This is a genomic window from Enterobacter cloacae complex sp. GYL001 (genome assembly GCF_049237125.1).
In the GTDB taxonomy this organism is placed as follows: domain Bacteria; phylum Pseudomonadota; class Gammaproteobacteria; order Enterobacterales; family Enterobacteriaceae; genus Enterobacter; species Enterobacter hormaechei_C.
Genome location: NZ_JBMKGW010000013.1, coordinates 15,776 through 35,589 on the forward strand (window position 1 = coordinate 15,776; position 19,814 = coordinate 35,589).

Sequence of the window (19,814 nt, forward strand, 5' to 3'; positions counted from 1 at the left end):
CTTGTTTTCTTGTTGGTGTAAATAATACCAGCGAGAAAACGGCTACAAAGCATAGCGTTACGGTGCTGCGCTGCCCCGGAGGTTGCAAACAGCAAAAAGCCACCGTGCTGGTGGCCTCACGCTTAATCTTCGTCGTCCGGGAACTCGATGTGTACCGCGTCCACCAGCTCCCGCTTTTCATCTTCACTCAGCAGGTGCCAGATGTCCTTCCCTTTGGGTGATTCCCCTTCAGCCGGGACGAACGACCACAACTTGCGGTACAACTCCGGCCCCACAGCATCCAGGCACTCAGCCAGGGAATCCACGCTCCACACCTCAACCATCACAGGCATCTTAATCATCTCTTCACCCTCACTTCGTTTCTGACGTTGTGCAGTTCCACGCGACGGACATTGGGTTGTCCTCGATATGGAAATCAAACGTCCCTTCTCTGTATCCTTCAGAGATGAGCGTCGCCACGCGACCAGCAACATCCTGAGAGCGGATAACGTCATCGAGGGAGATCTCACACTCGGAGGACGCTTCCTCGCCACAGAGGGTGATGCTGATATTCAGATGCTTGTACATGTGTTTCTCCTTTGTCTAAACACGTTGTTTTCTTATTGGTGTTATTATCGCAATAAGACATAGGCGAAAAAGGATTTTATGTCGGGAAAGCCAGGCTGGGCAGTGAGCATCCGGGAACGACACGAGAGCCAGTATTTACGATATTCTGCTCTACGCGCGCCGCAGGGCTGGTGGGCAGAATTTTCTTCTTCCCGAAAACCTACTGAAATTGCTTGAGACCCGAGGATGGTCTGGCAGAATGGAGTTCAGCAGCTGCACAAGAGGGAACGACACTCCCCCGCGATTTTCAGGCGAGCGAAGAGTAAGGCGCACTCCCGAGGATTTCCCGCACCGCTCCCGCAGCCATCCCTCACTCTGTACCGGGATGTACCCGTTTCCCGACCGGCAGCCAGCCTTTTCCCGGTTCGTATAACGGCACTCCCACCGTTTCCCTGAAAACCTCCAGCCTTTTCCCTGCGGCGACGCTCCCGTTTCTGAAAAGGGACATGGCCTTTTCCCTGGATGGCCCGAAGGCTGACCGAATGGGTGGAGAGAGACATTACGGGGGATGAAAACTATGGCTTGAGTTTCTACGGAGAAAGTAGCGATACCCCTCTTCCCCTTCCCACTTATACCTCCAGTTAAATCTCTACGGATTTTCTCTCCTGTGGATATGCAAACCTTCCCCCCGATAACGCTCTATACGGCGAGTATTCCTTTGGGTGAAATGGGCGGTTTGTTCTCTCTGCCGGCGTATGTGGTTTTGTTCTTCTTGAGGTGGTTCTTCTTTGTGTTTTCGTCTGGGTTGTTCTCGTCGTATTGGTGAGTTTCCTTCTCCGTGTATTGAGTAATGGCAGGTGCGCTTTTCTCTCCGTTTACGTGAAATGGTGGAAGTGTGGGTAATGGCAGTAGGGCGCTTTAGTTGTTCTCCGCATATGAAGTAATGGCGTTCCTGCCATTCATGAATTTGCGTTCTCTTCCGGGGTAATGTGGGTAAGCGAGATGGCGACGGTTCCTGTTCTGGTCTGGGTTTGTCCGGGGTTTCGTTCTGGCTGTTCTTCTCCGTGTATTGGGTAATGGCGTGTAGGGGTTTGCGTGCGCGAGCTGCGCTCTCGGTAGCCTGGGAAGATTAGGTGGTTGGTCTGTAGCCTGGGGCAATGAGGTGGGTCTTTTCGGTAGCCTGACAGGAAGAGGTGGGTCTTTTCGGGATTGTGGGTAATGGCGTCGCTGGGTTTCCTGTGGATGTGGTTAACTTGTTTTCTTATGCTTGAAAACAACTTGTTTAGATACCCAATATAACGCAACTGGAGCGCTTCTGAGTGTGTCTGTTTTTGGGTGGTATCACGAGTCGTTTTTGATGTTTTGGTCGCAGGGAGATGGATTCTGGTGCGCAGGATTTAGGGTATAAGAGATGGCGTGCGAAAACGTCAACTTTTTAGACCAAATCAGGGGAAAGCGTTGACTTTTCGTTGATGTGTTATTTTTTTGTTTTCTTATGGGTGTAATTAGCTTAAATGCCTTGTCACGCCTAGGCTGGGGTAGGTTGGAAAGGTGGGGAAAGTGGCGATCAACGGACTCTTATAGAAATCTACATTGTTGATGTAGTAATTGCTCTGAATATCAATATAGTTGTCATACCCCCTCAACAACTGGAGTTGTTATGAGTACGAGCGTTTGGACGTGGAAAGGGAAGTACTTCGGCTACATCAGCAATAACAATCTATATACCTATAGAGGAAAGCATGTTGGCAAATTTTCCGGTGATAACGTCTTTGACAGATACGGAAAATATATTGGCGAGATAATGAGTAATAACAGACTAATCACCAGTCGCCACAAAAGAAATCTCAGAGGTTCGAGTTTTACACCTTCCAACGGAGGCTCACGGGGTAGATATGCAAATTATAGCGGTTACGCGATGTACGCAGGCTATGAGGACTTCCCCCTGCCAGAAGAGTTCGAATGACTAAAGATCGTGCGTCCACAATTTGGACGCACGATAATTACCAGTCCCAGGCAGGCAGCCCATCCACCAGCTCGGCGTCGCAATCGAAGTGAACCGCATCAAAGCCGGCATCCACTATGGTCTGTATGTTTGAGATCGTCTCTTCGGAAATACCATACTCACGCAACTCTTCTTTCCAGTCATTCCCTCGCACTCCAGCACGAACAATCCAGCCATACTGTGTACCGTGTACCCAATTTAACCCGCGATCAGTAAGTGGGTCGAAGCAGGCAATGGGTAGCCGTTCTGAATCCGCTGCCGTTACGTGGGCGGTGCTGATCACCGCCGTCTTATACGATTCGGTGATTTTCAGCATCATGCCTTCTCCTTTGGAAACAGAATGTCGGCCGTGTCAGAAATGACATCCCAATTCACGCCGACGCTGGCGTCATGGCACTCTTTGATTTTTCGCAAAACCTGAACGCACTGTTCGTCAGTCAGGTCTGGTCGCACTTCACCTACATCTTCCTTGTGCCACATCACCATCAGCAGCGGCTCGTCTTCTGGGTAGTTCTCCAGCTTTTCGATGATATCTTTTGCGGTTCCGAACATGATTAGCTCCTTAAACAACTTGTTTTCTTGTTGGTGTTATTATCTCAAATAACAAAAGGCAGAAAACAAGATGTTTAAGGGATGATTAGGTGAGTTTGAAGTCGTCTATGTCATCAACAAACTCCATATACCTGGCTTCGACACTAGACAGACTGATCAGATACGCAAGCCCGTAACTAAGTGAAGTGGGTTGCTCCAGCACAAATTCGAACCCATCATCATGCGTTTTGCCAAGCCAGAATCCCCCACCGTATTCTTTTTCACGTTGGAAGAAAACGAACTGTCCTGGTATCAGGTGTTTGAGTGCTTCGCCTCTATAGACGATCTCATATTTGGAATTCTTGCTACCCATTGTTCACCCTCAACACTGTATGTATAAACAGTAGTATTTTTTACGGTACTGGTCAACTTTACTGGTTAATTGAATAACAAGGTGGTGAAAACAATTTGTTTCGGAACTTGAGATTTTGCAAACCGCACATACATGAAAAGCGGCAATTTTTGAAACCTGATTTGACCCAAGTGAAAGGAGGAAACGATGAAGACCTATGATCGCAACCGTAACGCTATCACTACCGGCAGCCGAGTGATGGTGGCAACGAATGGTGCAACGGGAGTCATCAAGGAAATCTGCGGAGAAGGCAAATCAGAAGAACAATTACGCCGTTCTGACTGCGTGTCTATCGAAGGTGTGAAGGGTCTGTTCTGCCCAATGGATTTAGTTCGCCTGGGGTTCCATTAATTTCACCACCTATAAAACAAATTGTTTAAGGCCACAAATAGTGGCCTTATCTGGCTTACGGAATAGCGGTAATCAGATCGCAAATGCCTGTTTTAGTTAAATCACTATTCAGCTTCTGAAAATTGGCATTCAGCATCGCGGTGTGTATTCGAGTCTCAAGCTCAAAGAAAAGGTCGATCTTGCCCTCTTTTGCTGCGTACTTCTTCCAGACATTAACTTGGTCATCGGCAATGCGACTGGCGCAGGTGAATAAGAACGAACTCCCTCTGGGAAGGGATGTCGTGCTGTAGTATTCACCGTCAACTTCAATATACTTAGCTCGGAATGACTCCAGAGTTAGCTCATCACCGCTCTTAGCCTGCTTTGCGTCTGCCTTGCTTGTCTTTTCCTGAACTTCAGGCTGCTTCTGCACCGGCTTCGGTGTCTCATTGACCACCGCTGTGCTGGCCGAACCATCCAACCCCTTGAGTCCATTAATTTGGATAAGATAAGCCAGCTCAAGAGCCTTATCATCAGTGAGTCTTCCACGCATATTTATCCACTGACGTTGAACCGTCTTTAGGGTGTCTGCATTTTCTGGGTTAGCCTTGAGCGCGCTGGAATAGGTTGCGCTAAGTTGTTCGTCTAATTTTGACAGGCGTTCGTTGTCACAGATTTTGTGTTCGATTTCTGTCGAAGCCTTTTGGCAGTCAAAGCTGGCTGCAAAAGCAGCCGGCGATGCTACCAACAATGATGCCAGTAGGATATTTTTCATATTCACTCCATAAATATAAAAGCGCCTGACTATAACACTTAACCGACTGCTTCTCTCGCTTGATCGTCAAGCGCTTTCAGCCCATCACGTACCGCGTTCACGATACGTTCCAGGTATTGGTATCTGGGGTTTGGCACCGTTGGCCAACCGGCATACCACGGATCGTCACCAAACAGACTCAGCAGTTCGTTGCCGACACCGAAACAGCAGCAACTTTCTTTTACGTCATCAGCGTTTTCTGCCTCGTCCCACATATTGCGGGCCTGTTCTGCGTCGATTTCTTTCTCCCTGCGCAACTTTATGATTTCGGACTTTACGAAAAGCAGGTTTGCGTCGTTGTCATCGTCGACCGTACTCAGCAATTGAGGGTCGAGGCAACCAATCAAATAATCGTTGCTCACTCTCTTAATAAACGTCTGCACGTCATCACCGCCCATCGCGAACCAGGCAGCAGTCCATGCTTTCCCATAGCAGGTGATGGTGACTCTTCCCTTGCCCGGCTCGTAGTTTTCAATCATTACGCGTACCGGGTCGAGACGCTCCAGATCCGTCAGCACAAAGGAAAGAACATCTATTTTTTCGACCTTCATGCAGCCTCCCACGCGCCCCAGATCAGCGCTTTGTGTTTTTCATAACGTTTGGTGTGTACCGGTTGCAGACTGGCAATGCCTTTCGTCACCATCGCCCGGGCGTTTATCAGCAACGAATGCTCTATGCCTTTTTTCTCCAGGTACTCGACAACACCGGCATCGGCACCAATCTCCTTGCCGTCAAAGAGTACGGCCAGCATCAGCTCTTTCTCTGCGAGGTAGATGGCTGAGAACTCAGGGTCGCGACTCACGATAGAAGAGGTATTGTCCAGCAGGTCAGCCAGCTTGATCATGCGCGTCTGCATGTCGAGGCTTTGCTCCAGCTCCCGGACGTTGATGATGAAGCGCTGTATTCGATTGCCGTCTTCTGGTCTGGCAATGTTGGTCAGAGCCAGAACCATTTCGGCTACGTGCTCACCGAAGTGCCCACGAACCATCTCTATGGTGACATGGGTGTCTTCGACCACATCATGCAGCAGCGCCGCGATCTGCATCTCCACGGTTCCACCATGCCAGGCAACAATCTCGCGGACTGCAACCGGGTGGTTGATGTAGTCTTCACCGGTATATTTTCTTTTCTGGCCAACGCCGCCATGAGCGCCAGCGGCAAACATATGGGCTTTGGAAATACGGGACATTCTTAACTCCGTTGTTTTCTGGATGTAGTTATTTTCACAGATAAGAAAAGGTAGAAAACAAATTGTTAAAGGCCACAATAGTGGCCTTTATTTACTCAGCGATAAGCGATCCAATCATCGCCTGTAGCTCTCGTTCTTTTTCTTTGGCTACGCGTAGTAATTCGGCATTTACATGACGTTGCAGCTTATCCATTACACGGAACGACGGACGGCGCATGACGCTCTCGTCGATGGATTTGGTATTCAAGCTAATAAGATGCCCGAAGTGGTTGAAGCCAGCCCCGACGAACACTTCATATAGCTGGGCATCGCGCTCAAACAGAGCGATCCCATTTCGCACCTCAAGCAGCGTTCCTTCCTCAATAAGCGTATCCAGCGCCTTATCCCAGACCGGACAAAAGCGATAATTAAAACCTTCCAGTAATGCTGTAAAAAACAGCGAAACGGCATTACCCAACTTCATAGTTACTCTTCCTTGCTCCTTGCTCTGTTAGCCTGCACTTCCTTAGCCAGCTCGTAGGTAATTTTGCACGGCACAATCATCGCCCAGCCTTTTTCGTGGCTGTTAATCACCTGCTGAACATGGCCGTCTGTAATGGGCAGATCCGGCAACTGTTTAAAAACTTCCATCTGCTCACGGATATGCAGAAACCACCTTGCCAGCTCCATCTGCTCACCGCGGGTGAGGGGATTATCCAGCGGGGACTTAACAAAAGCGGAGACGCGCTCGACAGGCAGATCATTCATGCCGCGCACCTCTCTGCTTTATCCTGCAATTCGCGGACATACTCAACCAAAGAGCCGCCTGGTGGGATCTGGCATTCCTCAACTAACTGAAAGTAGATGTCTGCGGCCGCGCGTGTGTTCGAGCCTTTGTTTAGCTGCTCTTCGCGCAGCGCATCACGTTCGTTGATCAAACGAACACACTCGCCGTTACGCTGATCAACAACGGCCTCAAGTTCAGCGATACGTTCGCCTGGCGTCTTGCCCTCTTTGCGCTGGATGGTGACGGTAAACACGCCCATTTCAGGAACGTTGTACCCCAGCTCCAGGTAGTTTCTAGCGCCGCTGCGGACGAACTCACCTGCGAACATGGTGGCAAACATCGCAGAGGCCATTTCTCCTTTGAAAAGCGACTCCAGATCTAACGGAGTGCCGACAGACAGAGCCTCTTTTGCTGTGTCCATTGCGTCCATGAACCGGTCGAACTCATTGGCGCGTTTCTCAAGGTCTCTCCACTGCTGGCTCCAACGGCGTGCCAGATGTTCGATAAAAACCTGCGCCGATTCATCAAAGTTACCTTCGAACGTCACAAGCTCCTTGTCGATTTTGATGGTTCCGGCAGGCGTTCCTTCGTTCCCCTGTAGCACTAAATTAAATGGCAGCTTCGCCTGATTAACGCTGGCGAATGTAATTCTCGATTTTTCGCTCATGTGTTCACCTCTGATAAAGTGGCTCTATTCTTACATAAATTAGGTAAGTATTTACCTATCATTTTACGCGTTTGAAAACGTATACGCTTACAGTGATTCCGGTGTCTTCAAACTCGTCAGTAAACGACTTCCCTTTGGCATAAACGTAATTATCCAGCGCCATCCAGTTCAGAACTGGCGCATTACCAGGCAGTACTGCCACCAGTCGCCCGCCGACTTTCAGATGCTCCAGCGCGGCCAGCGTATGCTCTCTGTGACGGCCAAGAGAGTAGGGCGGGTTCATGACGATTTTGTCAAACTGATAGCCTGCGTTGTCCTCAGACCACTTCATGAAGTCGCAGCAGACCGTATTTGTGTACCCCTTGCCAAGCAGGATATCAGCGAAGAGAGGTGCGACTTCTATGCAGGTAACGTCTTCCGGATTAGCGTCGATGCAGGCCAGCAGATCTCCACGCCCGGCTTCAGGCTCCAGCAGCTTCTCACCTGGCTTCAGCTCGATGGCTCTGGCAACGTACTCAGCTATCAAACGTGGGGTAGGGTAGAACTGGTGTGATTTTGTATCCGGCATTAAGCCGGTGGCCACAATCGTATTGAGCGTATGGCCGATCTCATACGGGAACTGCCAGTGCTTTTTCTCCTGTACGCCGCCAATGAAGTTCAGTGTGCGCTCAAGCTCTTCCACTTGCGACTTCTGGAGGTTGGAATCAGAGAAGTACCAGACGCCTTTGTCTTTGTTGAATCGCCCGTCGCGCAGCGCGGTACGAACCGGCTCGGAGATCGTCTTCTGGATTAACCCGAACTCTTTTGGTGCCCGTGTTTTGGGTGCAGTACGGCATGGCGCCGGGATTGCTGCAGGCATACTGTAAGCCAGCACCTCATTCAGCTTCCAGGCCACGTCAGGATGTATTTCAAAGTGAACGTTGCCGTTCTTGAACATCTTCACGCGCATCAGGTTTCCGTCGACATTCATCCAGTCACCGGTCTGGCAGTCGTTTGCCCGGTACGCAGCAGATAGCATCTCAGTTGTGCGGTTGATGGTGATGAACTCTTTGTGCGCGAAGAAATGAAGCATGACGCGCAGGTCGTCGATGTAGTCCTCTTTTCGGTAGTTCACGCTGACGCTGTCCCGCCAGAACTCGGAAATGCAGTTGGCGATGATCAGACGCTCGCTAAAGCCGTTCGTCTTATTGGTCTTGTGGGCAGGACTCAGCGCCTTAAACAAGCCATACACGCGCTCAGAGAGATATTTGTGCCTGTCATTCAGCAGATTGAGCATCGTGGGGATGACCGTTTCTGCTTTGAACTCCGGCACACCAACGAACTCCTTAACCTTCATCTGGTAGCCGGTTCTGTCAGTCCTGATGGTCTCCTGCTTGCCCTCGATAAACTGCTCACGCCACTCGTCGCGGCGGGAAGCTGGCATGATCAGCAGAACGTTTGTCATATCCGTGACCTTCTTCCAGTACTCGGCCCAGATATTCTGTTTCACCCATTCAAGGTCGACCTTGTCCAGCCAGGCTCTGTTAAAGCGTGTGCGCTCGTCATCCGGCCGGTGGTTGAGTCGCAGCAGGCGGTTAATCATGTTGTGGCGTTCGTCGCCATAAACGAAGTCGTGAACCTGATGCATGAATGCGATCTCTTTCTCGCACTCGGCCACAATTTCGTGGATGACGTTCATTTCCTGCCGGTAGTCGATATCAGTGTTTGGGGTGATAGCGTCAATGATGGAAAGGGCTGTATTCATGATTGCACCATTAAACAAATTGTTTTCTTGTTGGTGTTATTTTCCCAAAGTTGAAAAGGCGTAAAAGCAGCATTCACAGGCGTTGCAGCTGATTTAAGGCGTAAAAAAGGGGGCTTTCGCCCCCTGTCGGCAGGTGAGATATTAGTGGTGTACGTGCTGCGTTTTGTGCGGCTGTTTGTTCAGGTCGTGGCGATGGGTCAGCTCGCGCATCATGTCTTCAAGACGGCTCTTGGTGTCGTCAAGCTGGTCGGCCATTGCCCCCAGCAGATGGCGAACGGCTATCGGATCGTCGCTGTTCAGCTCAGGCATTTTGAACCCAGCCTGGGAAGACATCAGTTTGAAGGCGGCCAGCAACATCGCCAGAGAAGACTTCAGCCCGGCGATTTCACGATCTTTGCTGGCGTTGGTTTCATCTGCCTTGACTGAATCCGGTGAGCACTTCGGCTTGATTACCATTTCCAGAGTTGCCTGAAGTTTGTCGGCGCGTTCTTTCTCTTCCAGATACGCTTCGCCGAAATGACGCGCCAGCATCACAATTTCAATCGGATCATCAATCATGCTTGAGAACTTGAGAACGCTGAAAAGGCGGTCGATAGGGGAGGCGTCGTCTTCGTGACCAACCACAAGACCCATGATCTCAACCAGTTCGGCCGCACCAACTTTTTTAATCACGTTTTCAACTTTGGCATTAGTTTTTTTGCATTTTTCGCACATGTGTTTTTTCCTTATGTTTTTAAACAAGTTGTTTTCTCGATGGCGTTATTGTGGCGTGACTGAAAAGGTGGGCAAACGCTACGTAAAGGCGGACGCCCACACTGACGGTTAATGAAGACGTTTGGATTCCTTCATTTCGCGTTCGACATGCTCACGACAAGGCTCATACTCAATGGCGCTGGCGGTAATTTTCCCGGCAGCAATTAGCTTCACGGCAGCAAAGCAAAGTCCTTTAAAGGTGAACTTGGCCTGGTTGCGTCCGTTTCCGATGACAACGTTTTTGCCATATCCGCGGTCAATGAAGATCTTGAGGAACTGGCGGTTAACAGTGGTGTATTTGCGCTTAACGTACACATCACCCAGCGAGTCCATCAGCGCACCCAGAACAGCCCCGGACGTTCCGAGAATGCGACCAGCTTCATTCAGCCCATAAAGCTCATCAGCAGTGCCGCAAATGGTGTCCATGAGAATGGCTTTTGGCCTTGCCACCGACAGCTTGCGCTCAAGATCAGCACGCTGTTCTTCAAGATCGGCTGCCAGTCGAAGTGCTTCTGAAAAGGTTTCCGGGATGCTGGGGTAGGCACCGTAAAGCGCCCCGCTTGAAACACTCATTTCCAGCTCATGCCAGCGCTCAATGACAGCAGCGCGGTACTTCAACGAGTAGCCGGTAATGAGAACATCGGTATGCTTTCGGTCGAGCATGTACTCGCCTTCCATTCCCCGGTAATCGATGTTGACAACAATGCCTTCAACAATTGTAAGTAACTGATTTTTCTCATAACGCAATTTTGCGTTATGGTAATCGTCGGCATACAGCTCATTCAGCACGCTACGGATGTCGCGAAGAATGTCGCTGTGTCGTTTACCGGTCAGCTTTGAGATTTCTTTTGAGGACATCAATGGTCTGTCCGGGAGCACACCGGGAATCGATAAAGTAGTCATCTCAAACATACATTCTCCATTCAGTGTAAAAAGGGCCGTCAGTGGCCCTTGTTGTTAACTCTCATTGGTTAATTGGCTAAACAATTTGTTTTAACAGTGCCGAAAATGGATTCGGCATCAAAAGAACCCGAGAATGCTGCCCACCGGAACAACGAAAATTCCCACGACACGCGCAAGTGTCATTCCGGCATCAAACTGAAGATCGCCACCGTTCACGAGTTTCACCAGATTCATGATCCAGCCACCAAGCAGAAAAATGGCGAGGCCAACAATCATCGCGGTGACTTTCTGGAAGCTCCATTTCATGCAATAGCCTCAGTCACAGTAGAAGGAAGATCCGGAGTTGCAGGTCGAGCTGGAATCGTGTCCAGCAGCATCCCATCCAGAGAGACAGGAGGTCGTTCTGGCAGGGGCGTCGTCTGCAAGGTTGTGGTGGAAGTAGTTGTGTCCGGTATCAACAGACTCTGACCGGCTGGCACGGCTACCGCTGCCAGGGTTGCTAAAATTACTCCGTAGGCCATTGGCTTCAGTCGATTTCGTTGAAAATTTTCCATGGGAACTGTCCTTGTGTGCCTGGGATTCACGCAACACACGAGAGGCGACGGAATCACGCACCTTCCCCATGCCTACTGTCGCACCCAGATTTGCTATGGCGGTAGCTTGCGCATCAATGCGCTTCTCCAGCTCAAACACTCGTTCTTCCAGTTCCGCAAGGCGTGCAGAAACACGACCGCTAAACAGCTCGGCCAGAACCAGGCGAATTGAACGGGGACGTTTATTGAAAGAAGTGAAAGGCGTTTGACGTGCCATTTGGATTCCATTCAGTGTCAGAAAGAGTTGCGGCTGGCCAAGCCAGCCGCCTTTTGGCGTTCCATCCTGGAACAGTACCTACCGGTACTTCGTCATCCTGACGAACGGTAAGATACCTGATTTAAAATGATAGGTAAATACTTACTTATCTTTTTGTGACAAAAATCCAATGTCACGCTTGTGAGGCATATCAGCTGCGGAGTAGGCGGCGATCTTCGCCAGGCGGTCACACATTTCGTTCTCGCGATGACCGGCATGACCTTTAACCCACTTCCAGCGGACATTGTGACGGCTGGCGGCCGAATCGAGACGTTTCCAGAGATCGACGTTTTTGACTGGCTTCTTCTCAGACGTGATCCATCCGTTACGCTTCCAGCCTTTCATCCAGAGCGTCATGCCGTTTTTTAAATACTGGCTGTCGGAATGCAGGATCACGTTGCAGGGGTACTTCAGACGCTCCAGCGCAATCAGGGCGCCCATCATCTCCATCCGATTGTTGGTCGTGCTGTGGAAGCCCTCAGAAAGCTCGCGCTCTTCGCCTCGATACTGGAGAACGATGCCGTAACCGCCCGGCCCGCCCGGATTTTTGAGGCAAGAGCCATCACTGAATACTTTTACGGTTTTGAGCTGGGGATTGAACTCGACTACGGGGGTTTTGAAGTTGGTACGGGATTGCTGGTGGGTTTGGTATCTGGCTTTGGACTTCGTGCGGCAGCCAGTATGTTGCCGGGCTGGGGTCTTGGTCGTCATTTTGGCTCCAGAATCGCGCGCCGCGACGATTTTTTTCCTCGCGCGTGTGCGCACGCGTGCGTGTGAATATTAAAAATTTTTAGAAAAGAAAAACTTACTTCCCAGAACAGGTTTTAATAAAACCTGAACTGAACGAACGAAGTGAGTGAAGTTCACCTCGAACGAAGTGAGAGGTTGTCTTTTCAGGTAATACTTTCCCAGGGAGGTGAGTACAAAATTTCCTCACCAACCTGGTCGTTACATAACCTGAAAAGTTATGACCTAAGTCTACTGCCAGCTTAGGCTTGGGAAGTTATGGATGACAGCACCCCAGAACCGAGATCTTCCCACACTTTATGAAGGGGAGTACTGGATTCAACCTCTCGAAACACTCCAGACTCGACAATCATAAAGTGACCCTTCTCTCTGCTCACTTTGGTTCCCCCTTCCCCAACCCCTAAACGGTGCCGGTTCTACGCTGGTAGTGAGCTTTTTTAAACCTGACGCCAGTGACGCTATCCCCCACCCATCAGGTCGAGCTGCCGGAATCAATCCGGAAAGCGGGTAGATTTTATCACTGGCGATCAGCGTTTTAAATGGTAAGTACTTACCGATTATTTTGATTGATTATTTTCTCGACCATGAAGCTGGACGTTCAGGGCAAACACCTCATTGATGAGTTCCCCTAACAGCTGCTCCACCAGCTCTTTGTGCTCGCCTGAATGAAGACATTTGAGCGACCATTCGTAGAGACTGAAAGCCTTATCGCGATCTTTCATCATGTCGCGCACTTTGGCCAGAAAATCGCTCTCAACGAGCGCTACGACGTTCGTCGGGTATACCATGATAGTTTTCCTTACTGTGGTTCATAAAATCGATTCTAAAGCGTCTGAAGAGGGGTTCCAGTGGGTTCTGGAGGTGTAAAACGGTCTGGGAGCTGTTTGGAAATCACGTCTTAAAAAGCCTGCGTCTGTATATATTAATAATTAGTACTTAGTTATTTATATATACGGAAGCAGGCTCTCAAACTAACTCCCAGACTGGTGTTTACGCTGCCTTTTTACGTGGTCTCTTCTTCCTGACAACATTGGCAGGATCATAACCACCCAGCTTTTTCATCACCGCCAGCGGTATCTTGCTGATGGTGTGCCCAGCTTCCTGACAGTAGCCACGGAAGATAAGCAACATGCTGCCACCAGGGTTGATGTTCACCTCCACCAGCCCAAGTTCAACATCTGGCTCAACGAACGCCACGCGGCCGCCAGACAAGATGACGGTTTCGTTGGCGCATTCAGCCGCACGCTCGTACCACTGCGTATCGAGGGATTGTGGTATCAACATGACCGTCGTCACTCCACGCGCCTGCTCGCGGATGGCTGCGTCTATCCAGGGGGTGATTTTGGAGTAGGGCGGGTTAAGGAACGCCACAGTGCCAGGTTCTCCCCAGCTGCACTTGAGCGCATCACGCTCAACACCGATAAAGTTCGGCAGGAGAGCGTTATCTTTGTTGCAGGCGACGTCCACATCGAACTTTACGCCTATGTAACGTTGGATGGCGACAAACAACCACTGCGGTGTGCGCCAAAGGTCGCGAAGAGAGGCATCACGCTCTCGCTTTTTGATTTTTTCGGCTGCGATCATTATTTTGCTCTGATAGGTAAATACTTACCTATTTTTTCATTTAATCCAACGGATAGCAAACAAAGAAGAACGCGCCAGATTCGCAAACGGGAAGCTCTCTGGCGCGTTTTATCGATGCTGGGTATGCAATTAGCTTACCCAGCGTCCTAAAGCTCTCAGGGGGCTTTAGATCGGGTAGGGGAACATCATCCAATGGAATACTCCGCTATGAATTTTTTGACGATCGGCGACTCTTTATTAAGGCTTAGATTTCCACCTTCCCTGGTGGCAATGCCAGTAGCTGGAAACACAGCCATCATCTGGCCAGCCTGAGTCGAAGCGGTGTTGAGCGGATATGGTTTCTCCGGGTTGCTCATTAGCGCCAGTTTAATGCTATTGCTGGTCGCCGTGTTCGCGTCAAGGATATGGCGCATTGCGATTACCGTGTAGACGCTGATTTCCGGCCCACCACTAAACCAGTTCAAAAGGTTTAAGATCTTGTCTTTCGCTTTGACTGGCGCCCCTTCGAATGCGGTAGTAAAGCTCTCACTTTCCAGACCGGCTGTCGCATAGAACGATTCGTCCTTACCTTCCAGCGTGAAGCGAGGTTTGGCAGGGGTACGCTCTGATTTTGCCTTCTGGCGTTTTGGCTGCTCTTCTTCAGGTTTAGGCTCTGACGCCACTGAAGGTAAAGGGGTTGGATCTGTACCGGTAGTCTCAGTACTTCGAGCGTCAAGTTCAGGCGCTGGCTCGTTCACCATCTCCGCAACAAGGTCACGCTCTGGTTCCTCGACCTTCACCGATTCGTGCTCAATCTCAAGCTCTTCCAGAACGCTACTCAGATCGCCGGTAGAGCTGGCATTCATGACTTCATCCGCCACCGCCTCGACTGGTTTTGCGATTGCATCATCCAGACCAGAGAGAAGATCGTCGATCTCGTCGACGCCGCTCATTTTCGCAGCTTTCTGCACTGGTTCGTCGAGAGATTGCAACATTGCAGTCAGTTCGTCCAGGTCATCGTTTTTAACAGTGTTTGTAACTGCGCTCATTTTTAACTCCTTATGTTTTCGTTGGTGCGTTTCCGCGTTTTGGTTGAGCGTATTCTGGCAAAACCTATCAGGCGGAAAAGTCATAATTACAGGCAGTTAGAAGAACTGAAGGCAAAGAAAAAGCGCCATCAGGCGCTTTCGAATGGGAGTTTGAAGAAGCCGTATTTCTCTCGGGCTTTGAAGAAACACTGCATCATCAGGTCAGTATCGTAGAGAGCGCTGTGGGCCTTCTCACGGTCGTAAGTGAACCCAAGTGAGAACGCCAGCTCTTCCAGGCGTGGGCGCTTCCCATCCTCGGTAGCCCACAAGCCATCCAGCATGGAGTCAACCAGAGGGATATCTGGCAATTTCACCCCATAGCTACCGAACTCGTGGCGAATGAACGGAAGGTCAAAAGCCTCTCCGTTATGGGCGACTAACGCGCTACATGCGCCCATGTACGCAGCAATCTTGCCTGCGTGGTCAGCCAGTAGCGGTTCCGTCGCCAGATCTTCCAGTGAAATGCCATGCACTGCCTGCGCCTTCGGATCGATACTGCGACGCGGGTTGAAGCGCATCTCAAGGCTGTCGATGTGCTTCTGGGTTTCCAGTTCATAACGGGTTATCGCGATTTCGATAATTTTGTGGCCGGATGTGAAGTCCAGCCCTGTGGACTCAATATCGACGCCACCGACAATCGTGGTCATTCGTACTCCTTACAGCTTCTTCGCGCCTTTCAGCAGTGCGCCACGCACAAACTGAGCAGCCTTTTTCAGTGCGTCCTCGCCACTTTCGCAGACGACCGGCTCGCGCCATTCGCCCGTTGATGTGTTGAGGATCTGGATTTGGTTGGTCTCCAGGCAAACGGACACGTACAGAACCGTACCGCCTGAGAGTTTGAGGTGCATAGGAAACAGAGGGAGCTTGGTGCCGCCATTGAACTGCGACATCGCCACATTGATGGCTTCGCCAACCTCTTCCCCAACAAGTCCTTGAACGGACTCAAACACTGCGCGGATAGCCAGACGTGCTTCACGTTCACTCATCAAAGAGCGGGATTGTTCGTCAGCAATGCGGATCAGTGCTTCAATCGCTTTACGATCTAATTCATCCGAGAGGGGAAGTTCGTCTATCATTCTGTTTTTCCTCGATTCATTTCGCGTGTCTTATTGTCACACTGCCCAACAGGGGAGCAACATTCAGTGGAAGGTCACTCGTCCTGTTATACGGCGCTCGATGTTTTCAGCGGCTCTGTCCAGCACTCGCAATACCGATCTGGCTCGCGCTTCAACCGTGCGGCACTTTTCAGAAATAACGAACACCTGCAGATCGCCGGTTTGGGGAAGCGTGTTGATTTTCGTCAGCTCACCGCACATAAGTGCATCGATGCGAGCAACATAGAGACGGTCAAGCGATCCTCGCTGGGGACGCGCGAGATCTTTGCTGGAAAGCTCAACGCCCGGGCGAAGACCCGCGATAGCATTGAAGTTGGAAATGGCCGCTTTGTGGCAAAACTGCTCAATGTCGAGAGCCAGCTCGATGCAGCGGTCTTCGTTGGTCTGGCCGACCAGGTCAAGCGTATAAGCCATGACATCGGCTGGCGTGCGGTCGATAACAAAACCTTCAACGCCGCGGGTGATCATCTCGATGTGTCTGGCAATCTCCATCTGAACCTGAAGACGTTCGTAAAGGGGCAAACGCTCGCCAACCTTCACCCCCAGACTGCTCATCAGCTTGCCAACGCCGGCATCCACATACGGAATGCCATAATGCGCATCGATGTACCTTGCCAGGGTTGTTTTTCCACTGCCCTGTGCGCCAGTGATTCCAATCCGGTAATCCATTACGACCTTCTGTATACGATCTGCAAAAAGCCAGGCTCATCCTCATTTGCACGTTGGGTATAAGCCGTTTCGACTGGTACGAACCCTAAAGAACGCATCATTGGCGCCGGGAAGAACGCATCCGCGCCCGGCACATCCACGCCAATATGCGACAGCCAGATCTCTTCTACGTGTGGCATAAAGAGCGAGTAAATCTGCCCGCCACCAATCACCCAGACCGGATCTGGCAGTCTCAAAACGTCATCGATGCCAGCGGGGTAGAACCCATTGGGGATATACCCACGAGAGCGCGTCAAAACGAGGTTATGGCGCTCTGGCAGCGGGCGCTTGAGACTTTCCATCGTCTTGCGTCCCATCACGACAGTGGCGTTTTTGGTGAGTTGTTTGAACAGTTTCAGATCGGTCGGGCAACGCCAGGGAAGTTCGTTGCCAATGCCGATTTCATAGTTGCGGCCGACAGCTGCAATCATCTTCATTGGCTTACCTCATAGATGGTTGGTCGCTGGTGAGAATCTGCCAGCGCAGAACGCAGACGCGGATCATGAACCAGTGCGGCGATAAGTAAGTCGCCTTTGTGCTCTGCCAGCGTGCGCTTGATATGGGTTTCAAAACTGACACCGCGCGGAACCAGATGGAGCCAGTCATAATCAATGCCGAAGTCCTTCAGCCAGCGTTTGGTTGGGCCTTCGAGCGCTTCCGGACGACTACTGATAAGCACCACTTCAGCACCGGAGCGAGCAAAACCACGCAACATGCGGCTGGTGGGAAAGATGAGTTCATCACCGGCAATGAGAGCGCCTGCATCCGCATCAGACACTGCTTTGCGATGGCTGGCTCTCGCCAGCACACCCTCAATTTCACACAACACATACATCCCTCTGGCCATATCACACCGCCACTGGAACCTTGATCCACGGAAGAGGGCTGTAGCCGCACACCTGCACACCTTCCCATTTGAAGTCGTCCAGTTCGGCCCATTCATGCGGAAAAATGACAACCGGGTCGGACTCTTTGGGCGGCTCGCGCTTCATCAGCTCCTCAACGCCTTCCATGTGGTTGTCGTAGAGATGAACGTCAAAGCCAAAATGCACGAATGCGCCAGCCATGTGGCCGGTGATCTTCGCGAGGAAGTGGGTGAGAATGCCGTAACCGGCGATGTTGAACGGCATACCAACAAAGGTATCGACGCTGCGCTGCACCAGGCATGAGTTCAGAATGCGTTTCGGGATGCCCAGCTCGTCCAGCATGTTCTCAGTAATGCCGCCATCTCTTTCCAGAAGACACAGCATCTGGGTGTAAATGGACTCGTGGCCGTGGCGGTTGTGCTGAATGCCAATGTCGGTGGCCATCGTCAGTCGGGTCTCAAAGTCCAGCTCGCGACTCCACAGTGAAAACACGAAATGGCATGGCGGCAACTTCATGTCTTCCAGTTCGCCAACATTCCAGGCATTCAGCAGGATGCGACGATCTGTCGGGTTGGTGCGAAGCGTGTGAACGATACGCTGTAGCTGGTCGATTTCACGGGACAACACAACGCGATCTTCACTTACGCCCAGATACCCCTCGACCTTGTACCCGCGCTCACGGAACGTGTCGATTTTACTCAAATACTCGCTATGGCTCACGATGCGGGTATCTTCCCACCGACGCCATTGTTTGCCATAGACCGGGCCTAAATCGCCATTTTCATCAGCCCAGGCATCCCAGATTTTGACGCCATTGTCTTTCAGGAACTGGATGTTGCCCGTTCCTTTGAGATACCACTCCAGCTCAACCAGTAACGGCTTCAGGTTGACGGCTTTTCCGGAGATAAGTGGAACAGAGCCGCCCGTTAGCATGTAGTAGGAAGGGACATATGAAACGCTTTTTGTGCCGGTTCCGGTGCGATCACCCGCGTGAACGCCAGTGTTGAGCACCGTTTCAACCACTTTGGCATACGAACCACTGGCAAACTGACCGTTCGTAAAGTCTCGATTCAGTAGGATAGACAAAATCAACCTCACACAAGATAAGTAAGTACATACATATTATTTTATACTAGTTTATCTGTCAGAAGTGTGTAAGGCTAGGAGGGGAGTAAAAAAAATGGTGGCTCTTAGGCCACCATTGCAATGAGCAATTAAGAACTTGGACAATAAAACACGCCCAGGCAATATATAATGATAAGTAGATACTTACAATTATTTTTTTACCATCTCGTAAAGAGATGAGGCTTTCGCCTTCTCAACAAAGCGAGTCAGATCCACATCGCTGTAGGTTGGGGATTTGAGGATCTTGCCATCAGAAACTCTGAAGCCAATCATCATGTCAGTCCCTTCAGCGTGGCGGAAGCCCAGATCTTCCTTGTCGTATTTGCAATTCTCTACCGCCACACGACGCTCTTCGGCGTCAGCCGGCCACAGCTTGGTCATGTTGGAACGATGGATTTCTGCCACCAGCTCAACAATATCGATACCGAGAAAATCAGCCAGGCGGTAGGTCATCATGCAGGCAACGTAGATTTTGTTCATCACGCGGCGCAGCTCCTGCACCAATTCGGAATCGCTAATCGGCTTCGCTTCGAGTTTGTCAGCCAGTGCATTCAGCATTAATGCAGCTTCTTTTGCTTCTTCAAACGGGATGGCCATGTCGTCAAAGACCGTGTTGCCTGGAACCATGATGGTGTGGATGAAGCGATCAACACTCTGCTCTTGGGTGTAGTAGCTCATGCCTGTAGAGATACCGCCTTTGATGGCCACCATTGTGCCGACGCCCACGTAAAGGAAGTCAGCCATCGCATCCAGCAGCGCCGTCATGTCCCCGTTTTTAGCTGCCGGGATGCCCTCGGTAACAGCTTCTTCGTGGATCAGCTTGGCACGCAGACGCAGTAGTGCCGGATCTGGAATGGCACGGCGTGGGTGCTGAAACAGTGTGTGGAACTGGTCAACCATCAGGTAGATGATTTCCGTTGCCTTGCCAAAACCGGGATTCAACTCGTAAGGCTCTGGCTTAAATCCCACGAGTTTGTCTGCGGCAAGTTTCAGATGATCGGTCAGTTTCGTAAATTTCATGTCTTCTTTCTTTCCTTTGGACTTCATTTGATACGTCAATTGTGACCCAGCAGCGCCAGGCCACAAAGTGGTT

At 50.7% G+C, this 19,814-nt stretch carries 29 protein-coding genes; 2 read left to right on the forward strand and 27 right to left on the reverse strand.

Annotated elements, in window-relative coordinates:
• Window positions 1-122: 122 nt before the first annotated feature.
• Window positions 123-338: a hypothetical protein gene (locus ACOTWU_RS19240; protein ID WP_162269381.1), complete on the reverse strand. Its 216-nt coding sequence runs from the start codon at window positions 336-338 to the stop codon at window positions 123-125.
• A gap of 13 nt (window positions 339-351) precedes the next feature.
• The gene (locus ACOTWU_RS19245) at window positions 352-567 is read right to left on the reverse strand and encodes a hypothetical protein (protein WP_016051704.1); all 216 of its coding nucleotides are present in this window, start codon (window positions 565-567) and stop codon (window positions 352-354) included.
• 1,639 nt (window positions 568-2,206) lie between these two features.
• On the opposite strand from ACOTWU_RS19245, the gene ACOTWU_RS19250 reads away from it, so the two are divergent.
• Window positions 2,207-2,512 carry a 4-fold beta flower protein gene (locus ACOTWU_RS19250; protein WP_023316000.1) on the forward strand — a complete coding sequence of 102 codons (306 nt, stop codon included), beginning with the start codon at window positions 2,207-2,209 and terminating at the stop codon, window positions 2,510-2,512.
• Window positions 2,513-2,549: 37 nt separating this feature from the next.
• Here the strand turns inward: ACOTWU_RS19250 and ACOTWU_RS19255 are convergent, their stop codons facing one another.
• The 3 genes from ACOTWU_RS19255 to ACOTWU_RS19265 form a co-directional block, all read right to left on the reverse strand.
• Entirely contained in the window at window positions 2,550-2,867 is a 318-nt protein-coding gene (locus ACOTWU_RS19255; RefSeq protein ID WP_063162178.1) for a hypothetical protein, read from the reverse strand.
• Complete coding sequence (locus tag ACOTWU_RS19260; protein WP_042863533.1) at window positions 2,867-3,103, reverse strand: DUF1380 domain-containing protein; 237 nt, start codon at window positions 3,101-3,103, stop codon at window positions 2,867-2,869. The genes ACOTWU_RS19255 and ACOTWU_RS19260 overlap by 1 nt, the downstream gene beginning before the upstream one ends.
• Window positions 3,104-3,188: 85 nt before the next feature.
• Complete coding sequence (locus ACOTWU_RS19265) at window positions 3,189-3,455, reverse strand: hypothetical protein (RefSeq protein ID WP_042863532.1); 267 nt, start codon at window positions 3,453-3,455, stop codon at window positions 3,189-3,191.
• Window positions 3,456-3,641: 186 nt separating this feature from the next.
• On the opposite strand from ACOTWU_RS19265, the gene ydfZ reads away from it, so the two are divergent.
• The gene (gene ydfZ, locus ACOTWU_RS19270) at window positions 3,642-3,845 is read left to right on the forward strand and encodes a putative selenium delivery protein YdfZ (protein ID WP_045339198.1); all 204 of its coding nucleotides are present in this window, start codon (window positions 3,642-3,644) and stop codon (window positions 3,843-3,845) included.
• Between the two features lie 55 nt (window positions 3,846-3,900).
• Here ydfZ and ACOTWU_RS19275 read toward each other — a convergent pair whose 3' ends face one another.
• From ACOTWU_RS19275 to ACOTWU_RS19380, 22 genes are all read right to left on the reverse strand, one after another.
• Window positions 3,901-4,599 carry a lysozyme inhibitor LprI family protein gene (locus ACOTWU_RS19275; protein ID WP_045339196.1) on the reverse strand — a complete coding sequence of 233 codons (699 nt, stop codon included), beginning with the start codon at window positions 4,597-4,599 and terminating at the stop codon, window positions 3,901-3,903.
• A 38-nt stretch (window positions 4,600-4,637) separates the two neighbouring features.
• Window positions 4,638-5,189 carry a hypothetical protein gene (locus ACOTWU_RS19280; RefSeq protein ID WP_042863530.1) on the reverse strand — a complete coding sequence of 184 codons (552 nt, stop codon included), beginning with the start codon at window positions 5,187-5,189 and terminating at the stop codon, window positions 4,638-4,640.
• Entirely contained in the window at window positions 5,186-5,827 is a 642-nt protein-coding gene (locus ACOTWU_RS19285) for an HD domain-containing protein (RefSeq protein ID WP_042863529.1), read from the reverse strand. The genes ACOTWU_RS19280 and ACOTWU_RS19285 overlap by 4 nt, the downstream gene beginning before the upstream one ends.
• Window positions 5,828-5,918: 91 nt before the next feature.
• The gene (locus tag ACOTWU_RS19290; protein WP_042863528.1) at window positions 5,919-6,290 is read right to left on the reverse strand and encodes a hypothetical protein; all 372 of its coding nucleotides are present in this window, start codon (window positions 6,288-6,290) and stop codon (window positions 5,919-5,921) included.
• 2 nt (window positions 6,291-6,292) lie between these two features.
• Window positions 6,293-6,574: a hypothetical protein gene (locus tag ACOTWU_RS19295; protein ID WP_042863527.1), complete on the reverse strand. Its 282-nt coding sequence runs from the start codon at window positions 6,572-6,574 to the stop codon at window positions 6,293-6,295.
• Entirely contained in the window at window positions 6,571-7,260 is a 690-nt protein-coding gene (locus ACOTWU_RS19300) for a hypothetical protein (RefSeq protein WP_058672520.1), read from the reverse strand. The genes ACOTWU_RS19295 and ACOTWU_RS19300 overlap by 4 nt, the downstream gene beginning before the upstream one ends.
• Before the next feature lie 58 nt (window positions 7,261-7,318).
• Window positions 7,319-9,004 (reverse strand): DUF4942 domain-containing protein, encoded by a 1,686-nt coding sequence (locus tag ACOTWU_RS19305; RefSeq protein ID WP_042863525.1) that lies wholly within the window; start codon window positions 9,002-9,004, stop codon window positions 7,319-7,321.
• A gap of 141 nt (window positions 9,005-9,145) precedes the next feature.
• Window positions 9,146-9,718, reverse strand: coding sequence for a hypothetical protein (locus ACOTWU_RS19310; protein WP_022649922.1), 573 nt, complete (start codon window positions 9,716-9,718; stop codon window positions 9,146-9,148).
• Between the two features lie 108 nt (window positions 9,719-9,826).
• On the reverse strand, window positions 9,827-10,669 hold the full coding sequence (locus ACOTWU_RS19315) for a Rha family transcriptional regulator (RefSeq protein ID WP_000462606.1): 843 nt from the start codon (window positions 10,667-10,669) through the stop codon (window positions 9,827-9,829).
• A gap of 108 nt (window positions 10,670-10,777) precedes the next feature.
• A complete protein-coding gene (locus ACOTWU_RS19320) occupies window positions 10,778-10,966 on the reverse strand; it encodes a hypothetical protein (RefSeq protein ID WP_000872126.1) in 189 nt (62 codons plus the stop codon).
• A 9-nt stretch (window positions 10,967-10,975) separates the two neighbouring features.
• Window positions 10,976-11,470, reverse strand: a complete 495-nt coding sequence (locus ACOTWU_RS19325; protein ID WP_045339190.1) for a hypothetical protein — start codon at window positions 11,468-11,470, stop codon at window positions 10,976-10,978.
• A 141-nt stretch (window positions 11,471-11,611) separates the two neighbouring features.
• Window positions 11,612-12,220 carry a ribonuclease HI gene (gene rnhA, locus ACOTWU_RS19330; protein ID WP_039264856.1) on the reverse strand — a complete coding sequence of 203 codons (609 nt, stop codon included), beginning with the start codon at window positions 12,218-12,220 and terminating at the stop codon, window positions 11,612-11,614.
• 593 nt (window positions 12,221-12,813) lie between these two features.
• Entirely contained in the window at window positions 12,814-13,044 is a 231-nt protein-coding gene (locus ACOTWU_RS19335) for a hypothetical protein (RefSeq protein WP_000262979.1), read from the reverse strand.
• Window positions 13,045-13,246: 202 nt separating this feature from the next.
• Window positions 13,247-13,840 (reverse strand): phage N-6-adenine-methyltransferase, encoded by a 594-nt coding sequence (locus tag ACOTWU_RS19340; RefSeq protein ID WP_004109976.1) that lies wholly within the window; start codon window positions 13,838-13,840, stop codon window positions 13,247-13,249.
• Window positions 13,841-14,025: 185 nt separating this feature from the next.
• The gene (locus ACOTWU_RS19345; protein ID WP_042863523.1) at window positions 14,026-14,868 is read right to left on the reverse strand and encodes a hypothetical protein; all 843 of its coding nucleotides are present in this window, start codon (window positions 14,866-14,868) and stop codon (window positions 14,026-14,028) included.
• 128 nt (window positions 14,869-14,996) lie between these two features.
• A complete protein-coding gene (locus ACOTWU_RS19350; protein ID WP_000208226.1) occupies window positions 14,997-15,554 on the reverse strand; it encodes a 3'-5' exonuclease in 558 nt (185 codons plus the stop codon).
• A gap of 9 nt (window positions 15,555-15,563) precedes the next feature.
• Complete coding sequence (locus ACOTWU_RS19355; RefSeq protein ID WP_042863522.1) at window positions 15,564-15,983, reverse strand: hypothetical protein; 420 nt, start codon at window positions 15,981-15,983, stop codon at window positions 15,564-15,566.
• Between the two features lie 63 nt (window positions 15,984-16,046).
• Window positions 16,047-16,691 (reverse strand): AAA family ATPase, encoded by a 645-nt coding sequence (locus ACOTWU_RS19360; protein ID WP_000386471.1) that lies wholly within the window; start codon window positions 16,689-16,691, stop codon window positions 16,047-16,049.
• Window positions 16,691-17,167 (reverse strand): trimethoprim-resistant dihydrofolate reductase DfrA51, encoded by a 477-nt coding sequence (gene dfrA51 / locus ACOTWU_RS19365; RefSeq protein ID WP_000781812.1) that lies wholly within the window; start codon window positions 17,165-17,167, stop codon window positions 16,691-16,693. The genes ACOTWU_RS19360 and dfrA51 overlap by 1 nt, the downstream gene beginning before the upstream one ends.
• Window positions 17,164-17,559, reverse strand: coding sequence for a hypothetical protein (locus tag ACOTWU_RS19370; protein WP_160859100.1), 396 nt, complete (start codon window positions 17,557-17,559; stop codon window positions 17,164-17,166). Before ACOTWU_RS19370 ends, dfrA51 begins: the two co-directional genes overlap by 4 nt.
• Window positions 17,560-17,578: 19 nt before the next feature.
• Window positions 17,579-18,682, reverse strand: coding sequence for a thymidylate synthase (locus tag ACOTWU_RS19375; protein ID WP_022649915.1), 1,104 nt, complete (start codon window positions 18,680-18,682; stop codon window positions 17,579-17,581).
• 189 nt (window positions 18,683-18,871) lie between these two features.
• Entirely contained in the window at window positions 18,872-19,741 is an 870-nt protein-coding gene (locus ACOTWU_RS19380) for a phosphoribosyl-ATP pyrophosphohydrolase (RefSeq protein ID WP_042863521.1), read from the reverse strand.
• Window positions 19,742-19,814 lie beyond the last annotated feature (73 nt).